The following is a 16313-nucleotide window of genomic DNA, read 5'->3' as shown; positions in this document are numbered from 1 at the left end:
ATCTTTTTTGTCGCAAGACCCTCAAAAATGTTACCAATCTTTTTCAGTTTTTACTTTTACTCCTTTGGCTTTCTGAGCATTAATCTTATCCTGCACTTTCTTTTCTTCATTATTCATAGCTTCAAGAAGACTTTGGATTTGCTGTGGAGATAATTGTCCCTGGGTAGGTCTTTGCTGTTGCTGTTTCTCCTTATCACCTTTTTGCTGATCTTCTTTCTGCTCATCTCCCTTATCCTTCTGCTTATCTTCGTTCTGATCTCCCTCTTTTTTATCTTTTTCGTTATCGCCCTGGTCCTTAGGCTTTTGATCTTCCTTTTCATCTTCACCCCCTTCACCATCCTGGTTCTGGTCTCTATTCTGCTGATCCTGATTCTGATCCTTATTTTCCTGATCCTGCTTTTTTTGATCCTGATCCCCCTGCTCATTTTGCTGTTCTTTTTCCAGCATTTTTTTAGCTAAAGCAAGATTATACCTGGTTTCTTCGTCTGTAGGATCATTACGAAGGGCATTTTTAAAAGCATCTACTGCAGCCTGATAATTCTTTTGCTGCATATAGGAATTACCCAGATTATGAAAAATGCGGTGTTTCTGAGTTTTGGTCTGAGCAATTTCGGCAGCTTCTTTAAGCCTGTCCTCAGCATTTAAGGACTTTTCTTTAGTATAATACAGATTCCCCATATTATACTTGGCAGTTGTATTGGAAGGGTCTGTAGCTATAGCCTTACGATAGTAAGCCTCCGCGACTGCAAAATCATCTTCGGCTAAGGCATCCTGGGCATCGGCAATATACCTGTTAGATTCCCTGGCCAGTTTTTCAGGTTTTTCCTGTGCATTCATATTTAGAACCCAGAAAAGGCCAAAAACACCAGCAATACAAACTTTTAAAGCTTTATAAGGTTTCATCTTTTACTCCTTTCTTCTTACGTTCATTGAAAAGATTTAATTTTTGCAACCAGGCGGTACTGCGTTCCAATACAAAGATATCAAGAAATAATAATGCCAAAGCAATTCCCAGAAACAACTGAAAGTGAGATTCAAAGTCGGCAAACTGTTTCGCTTCAAACTCTGTTTTCTCAATATCCTGAAGTTCAGAGGTAACTTTTTCAGTGACTTCACTGGTAACATTACCCTCTATATAGCTGCCTTTGGCAGAATTCGCTATTTCTTTTAAGGTTTCAGGATTCAGTTTAGTAATTACCGTTTCTCCCTGGTTATCTTTTTTATAATTCTGGATCACCCCGTTTCTCTTAATTGGGATAGGACCACCTTTTTCTGTCCCTACTCCAATGGTGAAAATACGGATTCCCATTTCTGAAGCCTGCTCGGTGATCTCCTCAACATTACCTTCATGGTCTTCCCCATCGCTGATAATAAAAAGGACACGGTTGGTTTGCTGGGCATCGTCATAATAGGTGGTAGCGAGTTCTATGGCGTCACTAATGGCGGTTCCCTGGGAAGAGATCATATCTGTATTCAAAGCCTGCAGAAACATTTTCGCTGCAGAATAATCTGTAGTAATTGGTAATTGCGGGTATGCCCCGCCGGCATATGCAATTAAACCTATCCGGTCGCTGCCAAGATTATTAAGAACCTGGCTAACCAGTTGTTTGGCTTTTTCTATTCTACTAGGGGCAATATCCTCAGCATCCATGCTTTTGGAAACGTCTATGGCGAAAACGATGTCTACCCCTTCTCTTTTGACCGTCTTTAGTTTAGTACCCATTTTCGGGTTTACCATCGCGACCACCAGGCTGGCGAAAGCAAGTAATATTAGTACTAATTTTAGTATGGGTTTAGACCGGGATCTATTTGGTGCCAGGTGCTGCATTAAAGTGCTGCTGGCAAATTTTTTCCGGGTTTTGTTTTGCCAGAGAATCAGGATAAGAAATAACAAGATGATCACCGGGATCACCAGTAAAAGCCAAAACCATATTTCTTGTTCCAGTACCACCATCTTATATAAATCCTCTGAATAAAGTGAGTCTTAATAATATTTCAAATAAAAGTAATCCTCCGGCCAGTAAAACCAGCGGCCTGTATTTTTCATCATAATTATAATAACGAAATTCTTCTATTTCTGTTTTCTCCAGTGAATCTATCTCCTCGTAAATGGCTTCCAATTTTTTATTATCTGTAGCCCTGAAATACTGACCACCGGTAGCAGCTGCAATATCTTTTAACAGGTCTTCATCGATCTCTACCTGCACTCTTCCAAACTGCATTCTCCCGCTTGGAGACATCGCTACCGGCGAAAGTGCCATTCCATTGCTTCCCACCCCGATAGTATAAACCTTGATACCAAACTCCACGGCTAGTTCACTCGCAGTATTGGGGTCTATAAACCCGGAATTATTAACCCCATCTGTAAGCAGGATAATAACCTTACTTTCAGCCTGACTGTCTTTTAACCTATTAACCGCAGTCGCCAGACCGGAGCCTATGGCCGTACCATTCTCCAGAACGTTATTATACTCGATATCTTCCAAGGCTTTTAAAACGATAGATTTATCGCTGGTGATGGGTGTTTTGGTAAAACTTTCACCGGCATAGGCTACGAGACCAATCCGGTCCCCCGGCCTTCCTTCCACGAATTCTTCAGCCACCGCTTTTAAAGCATCGAGGCGGTTTGGTTGCAGATCCCGGGCCAGCATACTCGCTGAGACATCTATGGCCATTACAATATCTATTCCCTGCGAACTACTGGTTTCTGTAGAAATATCAACCGTTCTTGGTCTCGCCATAGCGATGATGATAAAGGAAAGCGCGAGCAAACGCAGTATGAACAAAAGCGGTCTTAATTTTGGAAGTAAACCAGATCTTGCCTTAAAACCTTTTGTAGATGAAATTTTTAATTCAGCCGTTTGCTTATTCCTCTTCCAGAAATACCAGGCTATAGCCGGCGGAAGCAGCAGGAACAACCAGAAGAATTCCGGATTTTCGAATGTGAAATTAGCAAACATTATTCGTTTATATTTTTTATCTCTACAGAGTTGATGATGCGCTGAGTAATTTCCCTGGCGTATTCGTCATTTTCGTTATAGATGACCATAATTTGCTCAAAACCTCCTCTTTCAGCAAAATTCAGGATCTCGTATTCATTAGGTATAGATTCTCCGGTCACAGGATTTTGAGCTTCCAGGGTTCCAAAGATCTTTACACCCTCAGTACCGTTTACCGTAGTAAAATCCTCCTGTTTCATGATAATATTCCGGGCGCCCTGTGCTTCAAGATTAGCATAAATGCCGTCAATAGCTTTCTGCGCATCGAACTTTACCTCTCCCTGGAATTTGATCGTATTTAGCGTAACATAGAAATTACTCAGGAAACTTCCGTAGATAAAAGTCTCAGAGCCTACCATCATTTGTTCCACATCCCTGGGCATATCGATCTCGCCCCGTACCAGCACTTCGGGAGTGGTTACCGCAACTGAAGGATTCCCATATTCACTTCTTATCCATTCACCTTCCAGCAATTCTTTCGTTGGATGGCCCAGGTAGGTATCTTTTACGTAAGTATAACCCTTGGTAGCAATCAAAGCGGTTATCCCAATTATGATCACTGCGATCCCCGCAGCAACCCCTAAGATGATCCTTCTTTTCTTTCTTTTTCTCAATTGCTCCTCCCTGAAAGCTTCATCCTGCAATAATTCTTCCTCGGTAGGTTCAGGTACAGAAGCTCTAAGGTCATCAATGACATGCTGGGTTTTGGACCTGTCTTCTTTTGCGGTGATAATATCGGGCTTGGACCTGGCAAATTTCGCGAGATCTGCCCTTTTGAGGATCCTTTCAAAATCCCTGATGGTTTCATCAGTAAGCTTTAATTTCCCCTGCTTTTTCTGATCTTCGAGATACATAATTAATTCCCCGGTGGTTCTTTCCAGACCGTGGTCATAGATCTTGCGGTCCAGATATTTTCTTACCGCAAAACTGAGCTGGGAATAATATTCCTTGATCTCTCTTCTTTCAAGATAATGAGCTTTATCCAGCTTTTCAAGTTCGGCCATTGCCTCTTCATAAGGAGGTAATTCCGGTTCCTTTGCATCTTTCTTTTTCTTTCTAATAACAAGGAATGCCACCAAACCTGCGAGGAGGAATATTCCCAACAACCACCAAATCCATTCCGGGATACTAAATCGCGGAGGCACCTCAACTGAAGGTTTGATTGGATATAATTTTTGTTTGGTCGTATCCACCAGTACATCATTGACCTGTACAGGGATAGAATCGGTAAAAAAGGAAGTGCTTTTTATAATTACTTCCTGCCGCGGAATTATATATTTTCCTGAATCGAACTGGGTTAGAAAATATTCCTTCAGCAGCCTGTAATTGCCATTTTCCCGAACTGTATCTACCTCTGGGGATTCCACAACCTCCAATGGTGAAAAAGTATTTCCTTCTGGAAAAACAACCAGGTCTTCTGCAGAGGTGTTTACTTCGATTTTATATTTTATCTGCTCACCTATTTTAATGGTCGTAGAATCTACCGTAGCAGATACCTCCTGAGCGTTCACTTCAACTGGAAATAAAATTGAGCATAACAAAAACAGAAATCCCAGCCCAACGGAGTTTTTTGAATTTGAATATATGTTTTTGGTTTTTCTGAACATTTACTTTTAAGCCCTTCTTTTAAAATAGCCCAATAATTTTTTTACATAACTATCATCGGTACGATTATTTATCGTGCCGGCACCACTTACCGAAAAGCTCTGGTGAAAATAATCAAGACGCTCCTGGTAATATTTGGAATAAGCCCTTCTTACTGCCCTGGAACCTGTATCTACGGCAATGTATTCACCCGTTTCCTCATCCTGCATCTGGACAATTCCCAGGTTGGGAATGGTTTCTTCCATCTTATCAAAAACCCTGATCCCGGTGACATCATGCTTTCCGGAAACAATTTTTAAGGTATGCTGATAATCATCTGCCATAAAATCTGAAAGCAGGAAAACAATGGCTTTCTTTTTAATGACATTAGACAGGTATCTCAAGGCTCCAGCAATATCGGTATTCCTGCCTTCCGGTTTGAACTCCAATAGCTCCCTGATGATACGCAGTACGTGCGACCTGCCTTTTTTGGGTGGAATATATAATTCTATTCGGTCTGAAAATAGCATCAGACCTATCTTATCATTGTTCTGGGTTGCTGAAAATGCAAGGGTGGCCGCGATCTCAGTGATCACGTCCTTTTTAAATTGCTCCTGGGTACCGAACATTTCAGATCCGGATATATCTACCAGCAACATCATGGTTAATTCCCTTTCTTCCTCAAAGACCTTTACAAAAGGTTCGTTATAACGCGCGGTTACATTCCAGTCTATACTTCTTACATCATCTCCAAACTGGTACTGTCTTACTTCACTAAAGGTCATCCCCCGGCCTTTAAAAGTAGAATGATATTCCCCGCCGAAGACATGATCGCTCAGCCTGCGGGTTTTTATCTCTATTTTTCTAACTTTTTTAAGGAGTTCCTTTGTATCCATATTTCTAATAAACAATCTTCAATGATCAATAAACAAATACTGCTAATTGATAACTGTTCATTGTTATGGCACTTCTATTTCATTCACGATCTTATTGATAAGATCTACTGAAGTAATATTTTCAGCTTCAGCCTCATAGGTAATTCCTATCCTGTGGCGCAATACATCGTGCACTACAGCGCGAACATCCTCGGGCACCACATAACCCCGGCGCTTGATAAATGCATAGCATTTTGAGGCCACGGCCAGGTTAATACTACCTCGCGGGGAAGCACCAAAACTTATAAGCGGTTTAATGTCTTCCAGGTTATATTTTTCAGGATTCCTAGTGGCAAAAACGATATCAAGAATATATTTCTCGATCTTTTCGTCCATATAAACCTCCCTTACGGCTTCCTGGGCTCTAAGGATCTGCTCAAGACTTACCACCTGGTTAACTTTTTCAAAACTTTCTTTGAGGTTCGCCCTGATGATCATTTGCTCCTCTGCCATTTGAGGATAATCGATCACAGTTTTTAACATAAATCTGTCTACCTGGGCTTCCGGTAACGGGTAAGTACCTTCCTGTTCTACCGGGTTCTGGGTGGCCATTACCAGGAATGGCTTATCTAATTTGAAGGTTTCATCACCAATGGTTACCTGCTTCTCCTGCATAGCTTCCAGTAACGCCGATTGCACTTTTGCCGGAGCCCGGTTGATCTCATCTGCCAGTACGAAATTTGCGAATATAGGTCCCTTTTTAATACTGAAATCGTTCACCTTCATATTATAGATCATAGTCCCTATAACATCTGCGGGCAACAGATCTGGTGTAAACTGTACCCGGCTAAAACTACCGTGAACGGCCTGCGACAGAGTGTTAATTGCCAGGGTTTTCGCCAGTCCCGGCACACCTTCCAAAAGAATATGTCCCTGGCCAAGCAATCCTATAAGCAAACGTTCTACCATGTGTTTTTGCCCTACGATAACTTTATTCATTTCGCGGGTGAGCACATCTACAAAAGCACTTTCCTTTTCAATTTTCTCGTTAATACTGGCGATATCAACAGATGAATCGTTTTCCAACATGATTTTCAGATTTTGATGTCGTGAATATACGCACTAGTTGTAAGCGTCGCAAATTGAAAATTTATTGGATTTGGAGTCGTTAAAAAAAGGTTAAAATAAAAAGGCAACCCCGTTAGGTGCTGCCTTTTAGTAATTATTTGATCTTCAGAAAATCTATAAATTCAGTTCTCCAAGATCTGTAGTTTCGTTACGTTTTACTTCAACGGTACCAATTGCATAAGTATTTAAATTGGCATCTGCATCTGGAATGACCTGTAAGCTATAAATTCCAGCCGGAACTCCATTCAGGGAAAAATTACCATCGGCATCTGTATAAGCAGAGATGGTTACATTGCCATCGGTTAATACTACCAGGCTTTGAACGGCTACCTGAATATCCACCGGCATCACAACCTTACCTACTACTGCTCCTGCATTGGCTTCGGCAGAGAGTCTAATTACCGGTTTTAAATTATAACTGCCATTTCCTGTGGTTACAATAGATTTATCTACATCAAAATCCAGCAGGAAAGCATAGTTTTCACCAGCAATAAATTCCTGGTTCAATTGTAATTTTAGTCCAGATTGTTGTGCACTGGGAGTATTCAAGGGTTTTTTAACTCCGTCAACCACCACAGAATTTTCTGTTCCCAAGACAAGGCGCATCTGGCTAACATAGCCGGCAGGAACCTCAGTATCTGCCAGTAACTGTGATACACCACCGGTTAATTCCAGAAGATCATAAATCCCAGCATTAACATCGCCCACACTTATCCAGCCGTCACCATCTACATCGGTTTCCACCTGGGTTTCACTTTCAGCATCTACATGAATCTCAATATCCTGTACATCAACAAAGACGGCATCATAATCACCCGGAGCATCGGTCATTCTAACGGTAAGATTTGAGGTTCCATCGCCGGGATTGGTGTCATCATCACTACAACTTGTTAAGCCAAGGGATATGAAAGTTGCCATCATCAAACCTTTCAAGGTTACATTTTTCAAATATTTCATAGATAGATTTTATTGGTTCAGGCAGGATAACGTCAATGTTTATGCAACATTTTATGTTTGCCTTTTTATTTAACGAAATTTAACGGAACTTAACCATGTATTAATAGTCTGATATCTACAAATACTCCGGACTTTCTTACATTAGAAATAAAATAAAAGTTTATGAAAACTGCCATAATAACCGGCGCTACGAGCGGTATAGGAAAATCTACGGCGATCAGGTTTGCCCTTGACGGGTTCAAACTCGTTTTATGTGGTAGAAGAAATGACAGACTGGAACAACTGCAAAACGAGCTATCTGTAGAAACTTCGGTACATATCCTCAACTTTGATGTGAGGAACCACGAGGATGTTCTAAAGAAAATTGGTTCCCTTCCCGAAGAATTCAAAAAGATCGATATCCTGGTGAACAATGCGGGCAATGCTCATGGCCTTGATCCCATACAGTCAGGAAATATAGATGACTGGGATGCCATGCTGGATATTAACGTAAAAGGTCTTCTATATGTAAGTAAGGCTGTAATTCCCGGAATGCTGGAAAGACAATCGGGACACATCATTAATATCGGCTCAACTGCCGGTAAAGAGGTCTATCCGAATGGTAATGTATACTGCGCCAGTAAATATGCCGTAGATGCTATCAACCAGGGCATGAGAATAGACCTTAATGGCAATGGAATTCGTGTAGGCGCTGTAAACCCCGGACTCACCCAGACCGAATTTAGTAAAGTAAGATTTAAGGGAGATTCAGATAAGGCAGAAAAAGTCTACCAGGGATTCAAAGCATTACAACCACAGGATATCGCAGATATCATACATTTCGTGGTCACCAGGCCTTATCACGTGAATATCGCAGATCTTACAGTAATGCCAACGGCCCAGGCATCAAGTACTATTGTGGATAAAGCTTAGAGCCTTAAGCTTAAAGCATAAAAAAATGATCAACAAACGCCTGCTTATCAAAAACCTGCTTGCTCACAATGATGAGAACAGCTTCTATGATAAAAAGAGACAGTTGAACATTGGCGAAAAGGAAGGCAAGGCAAAATTCCTGAAACATATCTGTGCTTTATCTAATTCCAATCCCGAGAATAATTCTTACATAGTCATTGGAGTTGAAGACGAAGACAGTAAAATCGTAGGCATAGACTTTTTTGATGACAGCAAGATCCAGAACCTGGTAAACGCATACCTCAGCAATCCACCGGTCATTTCTTATGAAAACATTCCTTTTCCACACCTCTCTGATAACCTGGTGGTAGGGTTGGTAACGATAAGGCCTAATTATGGAAAGATCTGTTCTTTCCGGAAAAACATTTGGAAATATTATGGTGGCTCTGTGTTTTTGAGAGACGGAAGCATCAGTATGCCCAAAGTTTTCGATATCGAGATCAAGGACGTAAATTCAGCGATTGTTTCATCCATAGAAAATCACTCACACAATAATATTGAATATACCCTGGACGGTGTTTTCGATTTCATGAAAAAGAGAAGGGATTATAATCCAAGATACAAGGTATTCAAAGAATATTTCGTGGTCTGCTGGGCCGGGAAGGAAAAAAGAATTAAAAATGAAATTTATTTCTCCCGCGTGGATATTGAACTGATCAATGAACAGGTAAAATTATTCTATTCAGATCTGGACGAAGTAAGTATAGAACAGGATAACGACCAGTTTAAAATCATAGAATACGTGCATTTAGGATTACATGACCAGTTTCAGTATTATCCATTAGAGGAAGTGGTTATTAAGTTTCGTGATAATGGCAATTATGATATTAACAGTGAACTTCTTTTCGTGCCTCCTAAATTCGACCGGAAAACCCTTTATCATATTTATAACACCAATAAAGCCCTTATAAATAAACTGAAAAAAGGATATGAACTGAATGCGGTGGAAAAGAAAGACTTAAAGAACCTGCCTTCCACATATTTATTATGTTATTTAAATAATTTTACCGAAGCTTTAACCAAACTCGAGGAAGCCAAACCTTATCTTAAGGCCTTCAGTAAAGAAGTGTATCATTCTTATAAAGAAAGTATGCGAATTTTAAGAAAGGTGAAATACAATTAATATGGCGAGAAAACTAGTGCTGGGAGATTTGCATGGTGGTTTAAAAGCATTGATCCAACTACTTGAAAGAATCGACCTGTGTCCAAGTGACGAACTGATCTTTTTAGGAGATTATGTCGATGGCTGGAGTGATTCAGCAAATACGGTGAACTATCTCATAGAGCTGGCCAGGCAAAATTCCTGTGTTTTCATAAGAGGCAATCATGATGATCTGGCTCATAAATGGCTTAAAACAGGAGAAATGAATGAAAAATGGCTGGAGCACGGAGGCCAGTCAAGCCTGAATGCTTATCGTAAATTTGACGAAGAAGCTAAGGATAGGCACAAGAAATTTTTCAGTGAAATGGTGAATTATTATAAAGATAATGATGGCCGGTTATATGTTCACGCCGGTTTTACCAATCTCCACGGACCTGAATATGAATATTATGATACCGGGTTTTATTGGGACAGGACCTTATGGGAAATGGCTATGGCTATGAACCCAAACCTGCAGCCGGAAGATGATTACTATCCCCAACGACTGAAACATTTTGAAGAAATTTATATTGGTCACACCCCGGTAACCAGAATAGGTAAAACCACACCGGTAAATAAAGCAAATATCTGGAACGTGGATACGGGTGCTGCCTTTAAGGGACCTGTATCGGCTATAGATGTAGCTACCAAGGAGGTCTATCAAAGCGATCCCGTATATACTTTTTACCCTGATGAACAAGGTAGAAATTAGCCTTAAATTGTTACGTGCTGTAAAAGACTATTCCTATATTTGATCAGTATTTGATTCCAATAGTTTCAAAAACAGAATTTTGAAAGACTGCATGTTTATCGTATTTTAAGGATAAGCCTGGTTTTTGAGAATTAACATCTTTAAGAATAATAACAATAAGAAAAATAAATGGCCTTAAACAATATACGATTAGAAGTAATGCAGACGGTGGAGAAATCTGTGCAGGGTTTTATCGAAAAATACCTGATCCCCGTAGAAGAAATATGGCAACCTACAGACCTGCTGCCTAATCTTCAGGATGAATCAGGTTTTGAAGACGTACACCAGATTAGAGAAGAAGCCAAGGAACTTGGTTATGACTTCTGGGTGGTCCTGGTTGCAGATATGGTTACCGAAGAAGCTTTACCTACCTATGAATCCTGGCTAATGGATATGGAAGGTGTTGAGCAACATGGGGCACAAAGAGGAGAGCAGAATGGCTGGGCGAAATGGGTTCGCCACTGGACCGGGGAAGAAAACCGGCATGGTGATACGCTGAACAAATATCTTTATCTTTCTGGAAGGGTGGATATGAAGGAGATAGAGAAAACCACCCAACACCTTATCAATGATGGATTTGATATTGGTACGGGCAGGGATCCATATCGTAATTTCATCTACACAAGTTTCCAGGAACTGGCCACGAATATCTCCCATAAGCGTGTAGGACAGCTGGCAAAGAAAAAAGGAAACAAAATGCTGAGCAAAATGTGTAATATCATCGCCGGTGACGAGATGAGACACTACATGGCTTACAGGGAATTTGTAAAAACTATTTTTGAGCATGATCCCAGCGAGATGATGCTGGCCTTCCATGATATGATGAAAAAGAAGATCGTTATGCCGGCACAATTCATCAGGGAATCTGGAGATGATATAGCTGCAGCTTTTGAGAATTTCTCAAATGCCGCTCAAAGGCTGGGTGTTTATACGACTTACGACTATATCGACATTCTGAAAAAACTCAATGATTACTGGGAAATAGATAAAATGCGTGCGTTAACAGATGAAGCTGAAAAAGCCCGTGATTATCTAATGGCCCTGCCCGATAGGATGATCAGGATTGCCGACAGGATTTCCATCCCTCAGGATCAACATAAATTTAAATGGGTGGAAGCCAACGGAGTGGTTTAATAATTTACTTTATATTAGAACATATAATAAAACCCTGCTATATCACCGCAGGGTTTTTTGATGTACCTTTTAAATTGAACAAACTGACTAACAAATTCTTATGAAAAAAATATTATTTGCCCTGATCCTTATTGCCACTTTTAAAGTGGGATATTCTCAAAGTGGAGATAAACAAAATGAAATAAAATTGAATATCATTAATACCATCGCGATAGCCTCTGTAGAATTTGGTTATGAAAGATTTATAGATGATCACCAGTCTATTGAGGGAGTGGTGCTTATTAATGACCGGATAAATTATCATTCAGAAAAAGGCAGCCGTAAATTTGATACCAATAGTTTTAAGTTAGGTTATAATTATTATTTCGGGGATGAGTATGATGCATCCGGACTATATATTAATCCCTTTTTTAAGTATCGTACTGGTGAATTTACAGAGGATGCCGGTAACCTCCAGGAGCCAGCACCAAATAACAATGTGGTAACAGATATGAATTCTTTTATTATAGGTATAGGGTCAGGTTATAAATGGAATTTTAACGACACTTTCGTTTTAGGTCCCTTTGTTAATGTGGGCAGAAACTTTAGCGATGAGGTTAAAGACAGGTTTTCTGCGATAGAATTCAATGCCGGATTCAATATTGGATACAGGTTCTAATATTGAAATAAAAACATAAAAAAACCCGCTATTTAATGTAGCGGGTTTTTTTATGTTAGATATTTAAGCATTACTGGTCCTGCTATCTTTCCATATTTTATAGGTAACCAGGTCTTTCTCCATCAGGTTAAGGCAAAATGCTACTACGGCAGCATCATCAAGATATCCTACAATCGGGATAAAATCAGGAATAAGATCTATAGGTGATAACACATATAGCAGTGCTGCACCTGCAGCAGCGACTATATTGAATGGGATTTCCCTGTATTCACCGCTGGCATAATCCTTTACCAAAGAAAACAACAGCATTGCATCATCAAAATATCTTTTTAATTTCCCTTTATTCTCAAATTTATCGAGGATCTTCTCTTCTTTATCAATAACCTTTTTTACATCATCCTTTTCAAATTTCTCGGTCCTTCTGGAAAGCTCTTCCTCGGCCTGTTCTCTGGAAATCTCGTTCATTTTCTTAAATTTTAATCTTTGCCGAAAATAAAGAATGTTATCCCTCAGGACAAATCTCTTCGGCCTATTTAAGTCCAATTTAACGTAGTAACATGATAATCAGAAAATAAAAAAAGCCCCGGATAGTTCCGGGGCTTTGATTAACACTCAAAAAAACTGGATTACAGGTCAAATTTGATTCCCTGTGCCAGCGGTAATTCGGTTGTATAATTAATGGTATTGGTTTGTCTTCTCATATAAACCTTCCAGGCATCAGATCCACTTTCGCGACCTCCGCCGGTTTCTTTTTCGCCACCAAAGGCTCCGCCGATTTCAGCTCCCGATGTACCAATATTTACGTTGGCAATACCGCAATCTGAACCTTCTGCAGACAGGAACCTTTCAGCCTCCCTAAGGTTATTGGTCATGATCGCAGAAGATAGTCCCTGTTTAACTCCGTTTTGAAGTTTTAATGCATCACTTACATCTCCTGAATATTTCATGATATAAAGTACCGGCGCGAAAGTCTCGTGCTGAACGATCTCGAAATGATTTTCAGCTTCAGCGATGGCAGGTTTTACGTAGCATCCACTTTCGTAACCTTCACCTTCAAGCACTCCACCTTCAACCAGTATTTTTCCACCTTCTTCAACTACCTTATCTAGAGCAGCCTGGTAATTTTTCACGGCATCTTTATCTATAAGTGGTCCTACATGGTTATTCTCATCAAGCGGATTTCCAATTCTTATTTGTTTGTATGCGTTCACGATAGCATCTTTTACCTTATCGTAAATATCTTCGTGTACAATCAACCTTCTGGTAGAGGTACATCGTTGCCCGCAGGTACCTACAGCTCCAAAAACAGCTCCAATTACTGTATTTTTAATATTAGCATCTGGGGTAACGATAATTGCATTATTTCCGCCTAACTCCAGAAGCGTCTTACCAAGTCTGGCTGCTACAGCCTGGGCTACGATTTTACCCATTCTTATAGATCCGGTTGCAGAGATCAAAGGCACACGATCATCTGTGGTCATCATTTGGCCAACCTTATAGTCGCCGGAGATCAAACAGGAAACCCCTGCCGGCACATCATTCTCTTTAAATACTCTTTCTGCAATATTCTGGCAGGCAACAGAAGTAAGCGGGGTTTTTTCAGATCCCTTCCAGATGCAGGCATCACCACATACCCAGGCCAGAGCCGTATTCCAGGCCCAGACCGCTACCGGGAAATTAAATGCAGAAATGATTCCAACCACTCCAAGGGGATGGTATTGCTCATACATTCTGTGTCCCGGGCGTTCGCTATGCATGGTCAAACCATATAACTGGCGCGAAAGTCCAACCGCAAAATCACAGATATCTATCATTTCCTGAACTTCTCCAAGACCTTCCTGGTAAGATTTTCCCATCTCGTAAGAAACAAGTTTACCCAGTGGCTCTTTTAATCTTCTTAACTCGTCATTAAATTGTCTCACTACTTCGCCACGCTGTGGTGCCGTCCAGGTTCTCCATTCTTTAAAACCTTTTTCAGCGGTAGTGATCACTTTTTCATAATCTTCTTTTGTTGTGGCTTTTACTTTACCAATTAAAGCACCGTCCACAGGGGAATATGATTCAAGAATTTCTCCATTACTAAACCAATCGGTTCCGGTGGAAGTACCATTATTGATCTCGTTCAATCCTAAATCTTTCAGGGCTTGTTTAATCCCGAATTCTTCAGCAATTTTGCTCATTAATTTGCGTTTTTATCGATTAATTTGTGTAGTTGTTGCGAAAATAGGAAAAATAAACCGCTATTCCTCTTTAGAAATGAATCTTGGATCAACCGGCATGACCTCCCCGCAATTATCGCAGGTTCGTAGTTCCTCACTATTGTAGAAGTGCCTGAAATGTTTTAAAAAATCGGTTTCAATATCCTGCAGCGGGAAGTACACCTCGTATAATTTATGATTGCAATTATCACAGAACCATAATAACCCGTCCTTGCCAGATTCTCCTATTCGCTTTCGCTCTACCACCAGTCCTATTGAATTCTCTCCTCTTTCTGGCGAATGCGGCATCTTTCCCGGGTGCAAATACATATCACCGGGACCTAAATGCATGGTTTTCTTCTTGCCATCTTCCTGTATATGAACCTTTATATTACCCTCCAGTTGATAGAACAGCTCCTCGGTTTCATTATAATGGTAATCTTTGCGGGCATTTGGGCCTGCTACGACCATCACGATATAATCTCCAGATTCCTTATAAAGATTCCTGTTTCCCACAGGAGGTTTCAAAGAATCACGATTCTGTTCAATCCATTTGTTTAAATTAAAAGGCTCATTAACCGGCATATATTCTAATTTTCACTAAAATTAATCATTACTTTTTAGAAAAGTCCAAGTATAATCTTAATATCTATGGGGGCGCCTACCCTTAAATAAGGGTACCGCGCTATCTGTTGCAAGTCCTCGTCGCCTAAAGGCTCCTGCGGGCTTTCCACTTCTATCGCTGGCGCAGTTAAATTTAAACTTTTTAGTACCTTCAGGTTTCAAAAAATCCAACATGAAAAACATATTTTACCTATTCAGCCTACTTTTATTGCTTGCATGTAAAGAAAACCGGGATTTATCTGCGAATCAACCGGAGATTGCCACTCAGGAGGATAGCCTGCCTGATTTTGGAATTGTTCTGCATGGCGGCGCCGGTAATATAAAGAAGGAAAATATGAGCGACTCGCTGGAACAGGCGTATAAGATAAAACTGGAGGAAGCCATAAGAACCGGGCATGAAATTCTTGCAAATGGTGGCACAGCCCTAGAAGCCGTGCAAAGAACCATCAATATCATGGAAGACAGCCCGTTGTTCAATTCGGCTAAAGGAGCTGTTTTTACCAATGAAGGAAAAAATGAACTGGATGCCTCCATTATGGAAGGTAAAACTTTAAATGCCGGTGCGGTCGCCGGGGTAACTAACGTAAAAAACCCAATAAACCTGGCCTATGAGGTGATGGTAAATTCAGAACACGTGATGCTGGCAGGTAAGGGAGCAGAGCAATTTGCAGAGGAACAGGGTCTGGAGATCGTAGATCCTGAATATTTCTATACCGAAAACCGCTACAAATCCATGGAAAGGGTAAGGGATCGTGAGCAAGAAAAAAATAACAAAACTGCTTTTTACGATCCATTTATCAAAGACGAGAAATTTGGAACAGTAGGATGCGCTGCCCTGGACAAATATGGAAACCTGGCTGCCGGCACCTCCACCGGAGGGATGACCAACAAGAAATATAATCGCATTGGAGACGCCCCGATTATTGGCGCAGGCACTTATGCCAACAATAAAACCTGTGCGGTTTCCAGCACCGGCTGGGGAGAGTTCTTTATCAGGGGTGTGGTTGCTTATGATATTTCAGCAATGATGGAGTACAAAGGTGTTACTCTGCAGGAAGCGGCACAGGAAGTCATTCAGAAAAAATTGCCTGAACTTGGCGGAAATGGAGGTATCATTGCGATAGATCACCAGGGGAATGTGGCTATGGAATTCAATACCTCTGGCATGTACCGCGCTGCCATGAACAAAAATGGAGAACTTACCATGGGATTATACAGCGAAAACGAAAAGAAGTAAACTGCTTTCTGTGATTTCTCACATGTGGATTTGGGAGAGATCAATATTGGGCAAGTAAAATTCTCAAATCACTTTA

16 protein-coding genes are annotated in these 16313 nt (G+C 40.6%); 6 read left to right on the top strand and 10 right to left on the bottom strand.

What is annotated here, in order from left to right:
- Window positions 1-30 precede the first annotated feature (30 nt).
- The 7 genes from FGM01_RS06220 to FGM01_RS06190 all read right to left on the bottom strand — a co-directional run bounded on the left by FGM01_RS06220 (window position 31) and on the right by FGM01_RS06190 (window position 7543).
- Window positions 31-903, bottom strand: coding sequence for a tetratricopeptide repeat protein (locus FGM01_RS06220; RefSeq protein ID WP_143410251.1), 873 nt, complete (start codon window positions 901-903; stop codon window positions 31-33).
- The gene (locus tag FGM01_RS06215; protein ID WP_143410250.1) at window positions 890-1954 is read right to left on the bottom strand and encodes a VWA domain-containing protein; all 1065 of its coding nucleotides are present in this window, start codon (window positions 1952-1954) and stop codon (window positions 890-892) included. The genes FGM01_RS06220 and FGM01_RS06215 overlap by 14 nt, the downstream gene beginning before the upstream one ends.
- A gap of 1 nt (window position 1955) precedes the next feature.
- Window positions 1956-2960, bottom strand: a complete 1005-nt coding sequence (locus tag FGM01_RS06210) for a vWA domain-containing protein (RefSeq protein ID WP_143410249.1) — start codon at window positions 2958-2960, stop codon at window positions 1956-1958.
- Window positions 2960-4510 carry a BatD family protein gene (locus FGM01_RS06205; protein ID WP_243735766.1) on the bottom strand — a complete coding sequence of 517 codons (1551 nt, stop codon included), beginning with the start codon at window positions 4508-4510 and terminating at the stop codon, window positions 2960-2962. Before FGM01_RS06205 ends, FGM01_RS06210 begins: the two co-directional genes overlap by 1 nt.
- 102 nt (window positions 4511-4612) lie before the next feature.
- Window positions 4613-5479, bottom strand: coding sequence for a DUF58 domain-containing protein (locus FGM01_RS06200; protein WP_143410247.1), 867 nt, complete (start codon window positions 5477-5479; stop codon window positions 4613-4615).
- 63 nt (window positions 5480-5542) lie between these two features.
- Window positions 5543-6547 (bottom strand): AAA family ATPase, encoded by a 1005-nt coding sequence (locus FGM01_RS06195; protein ID WP_143410246.1) that lies wholly within the window; start codon window positions 6545-6547, stop codon window positions 5543-5545.
- 153 nt (window positions 6548-6700) lie between these two features.
- Window positions 6701-7543, bottom strand: a complete 843-nt coding sequence (locus FGM01_RS06190) for a DUF4382 domain-containing protein (protein ID WP_143410245.1) — start codon at window positions 7541-7543, stop codon at window positions 6701-6703.
- 162 nt (window positions 7544-7705) lie between these two features.
- Between FGM01_RS06190 and FGM01_RS06185 the strand changes: the two genes are divergently transcribed.
- From FGM01_RS06185 to FGM01_RS06165, 5 genes are all read left to right on the top strand, one after another.
- Window positions 7706-8455 (top strand): SDR family NAD(P)-dependent oxidoreductase, encoded by a 750-nt coding sequence (locus FGM01_RS06185; RefSeq protein WP_143410244.1) that lies wholly within the window; start codon window positions 7706-7708, stop codon window positions 8453-8455.
- 25 nt (window positions 8456-8480) lie between these two features.
- On the top strand, window positions 8481-9617 hold the full coding sequence (locus FGM01_RS06180) for an ATP-binding protein (protein ID WP_143410243.1): 1137 nt from the start codon (window positions 8481-8483) through the stop codon (window positions 9615-9617).
- Between the two features lies 1 nt (window position 9618).
- On the top strand, window positions 9619-10347 hold the full coding sequence (locus FGM01_RS06175; protein ID WP_143410242.1) for a metallophosphoesterase: 729 nt from the start codon (window positions 9619-9621) through the stop codon (window positions 10345-10347).
- 168 nt (window positions 10348-10515) lie between these two features.
- On the top strand, window positions 10516-11520 hold the full coding sequence (locus FGM01_RS06170; protein WP_143410241.1) for an acyl-ACP desaturase: 1005 nt from the start codon (window positions 10516-10518) through the stop codon (window positions 11518-11520).
- Between the two features lie 100 nt (window positions 11521-11620).
- Window positions 11621-12178, top strand: a complete 558-nt coding sequence (locus FGM01_RS06165; RefSeq protein WP_143410240.1) for a DUF3575 domain-containing protein — start codon at window positions 11621-11623, stop codon at window positions 12176-12178.
- A 63-nt stretch (window positions 12179-12241) separates the two neighbouring features.
- Here FGM01_RS06165 and FGM01_RS06160 read toward each other — a convergent pair whose 3' ends face one another.
- The 3 genes from FGM01_RS06160 to FGM01_RS06150 all read right to left on the bottom strand — a co-directional run bounded on the left by FGM01_RS06160 (window position 12242) and on the right by FGM01_RS06150 (window position 14961).
- Entirely contained in the window at window positions 12242-12643 is a 402-nt protein-coding gene (locus tag FGM01_RS06160) for a YkvA family protein (RefSeq protein WP_143410239.1), read from the bottom strand.
- Between the two features lie 161 nt (window positions 12644-12804).
- The gene (gene amaB, locus FGM01_RS06155) at window positions 12805-14358 is read right to left on the bottom strand and encodes an L-piperidine-6-carboxylate dehydrogenase (protein ID WP_143410238.1); all 1554 of its coding nucleotides are present in this window, start codon (window positions 14356-14358) and stop codon (window positions 12805-12807) included.
- A 60-nt stretch (window positions 14359-14418) separates the two neighbouring features.
- A complete protein-coding gene (locus FGM01_RS06150; protein ID WP_143410237.1) occupies window positions 14419-14961 on the bottom strand; it encodes a 3-hydroxyanthranilate 3,4-dioxygenase in 543 nt (180 codons plus the stop codon).
- Window positions 14962-15172: 211 nt separating this feature from the next.
- On the opposite strand from FGM01_RS06150, the gene FGM01_RS06145 reads away from it, so the two are divergent.
- A complete protein-coding gene (locus tag FGM01_RS06145; RefSeq protein ID WP_143410236.1) occupies window positions 15173-16237 on the top strand; it encodes an isoaspartyl peptidase/L-asparaginase family protein in 1065 nt (354 codons plus the stop codon).
- Window positions 16238-16313: the final 76 nt, after the last annotated feature.

It is taken from the genome of Christiangramia sabulilitoris (assembly GCF_007050985.1).
In the GTDB taxonomy this organism is placed as follows: domain Bacteria; phylum Bacteroidota; class Bacteroidia; order Flavobacteriales; family Flavobacteriaceae; genus Christiangramia; species Christiangramia sabulilitoris.
The sequence above is the reverse complement of the archived record's forward strand: the minus strand, read 5'-3'. Positions and strand labels throughout refer to the sequence as shown.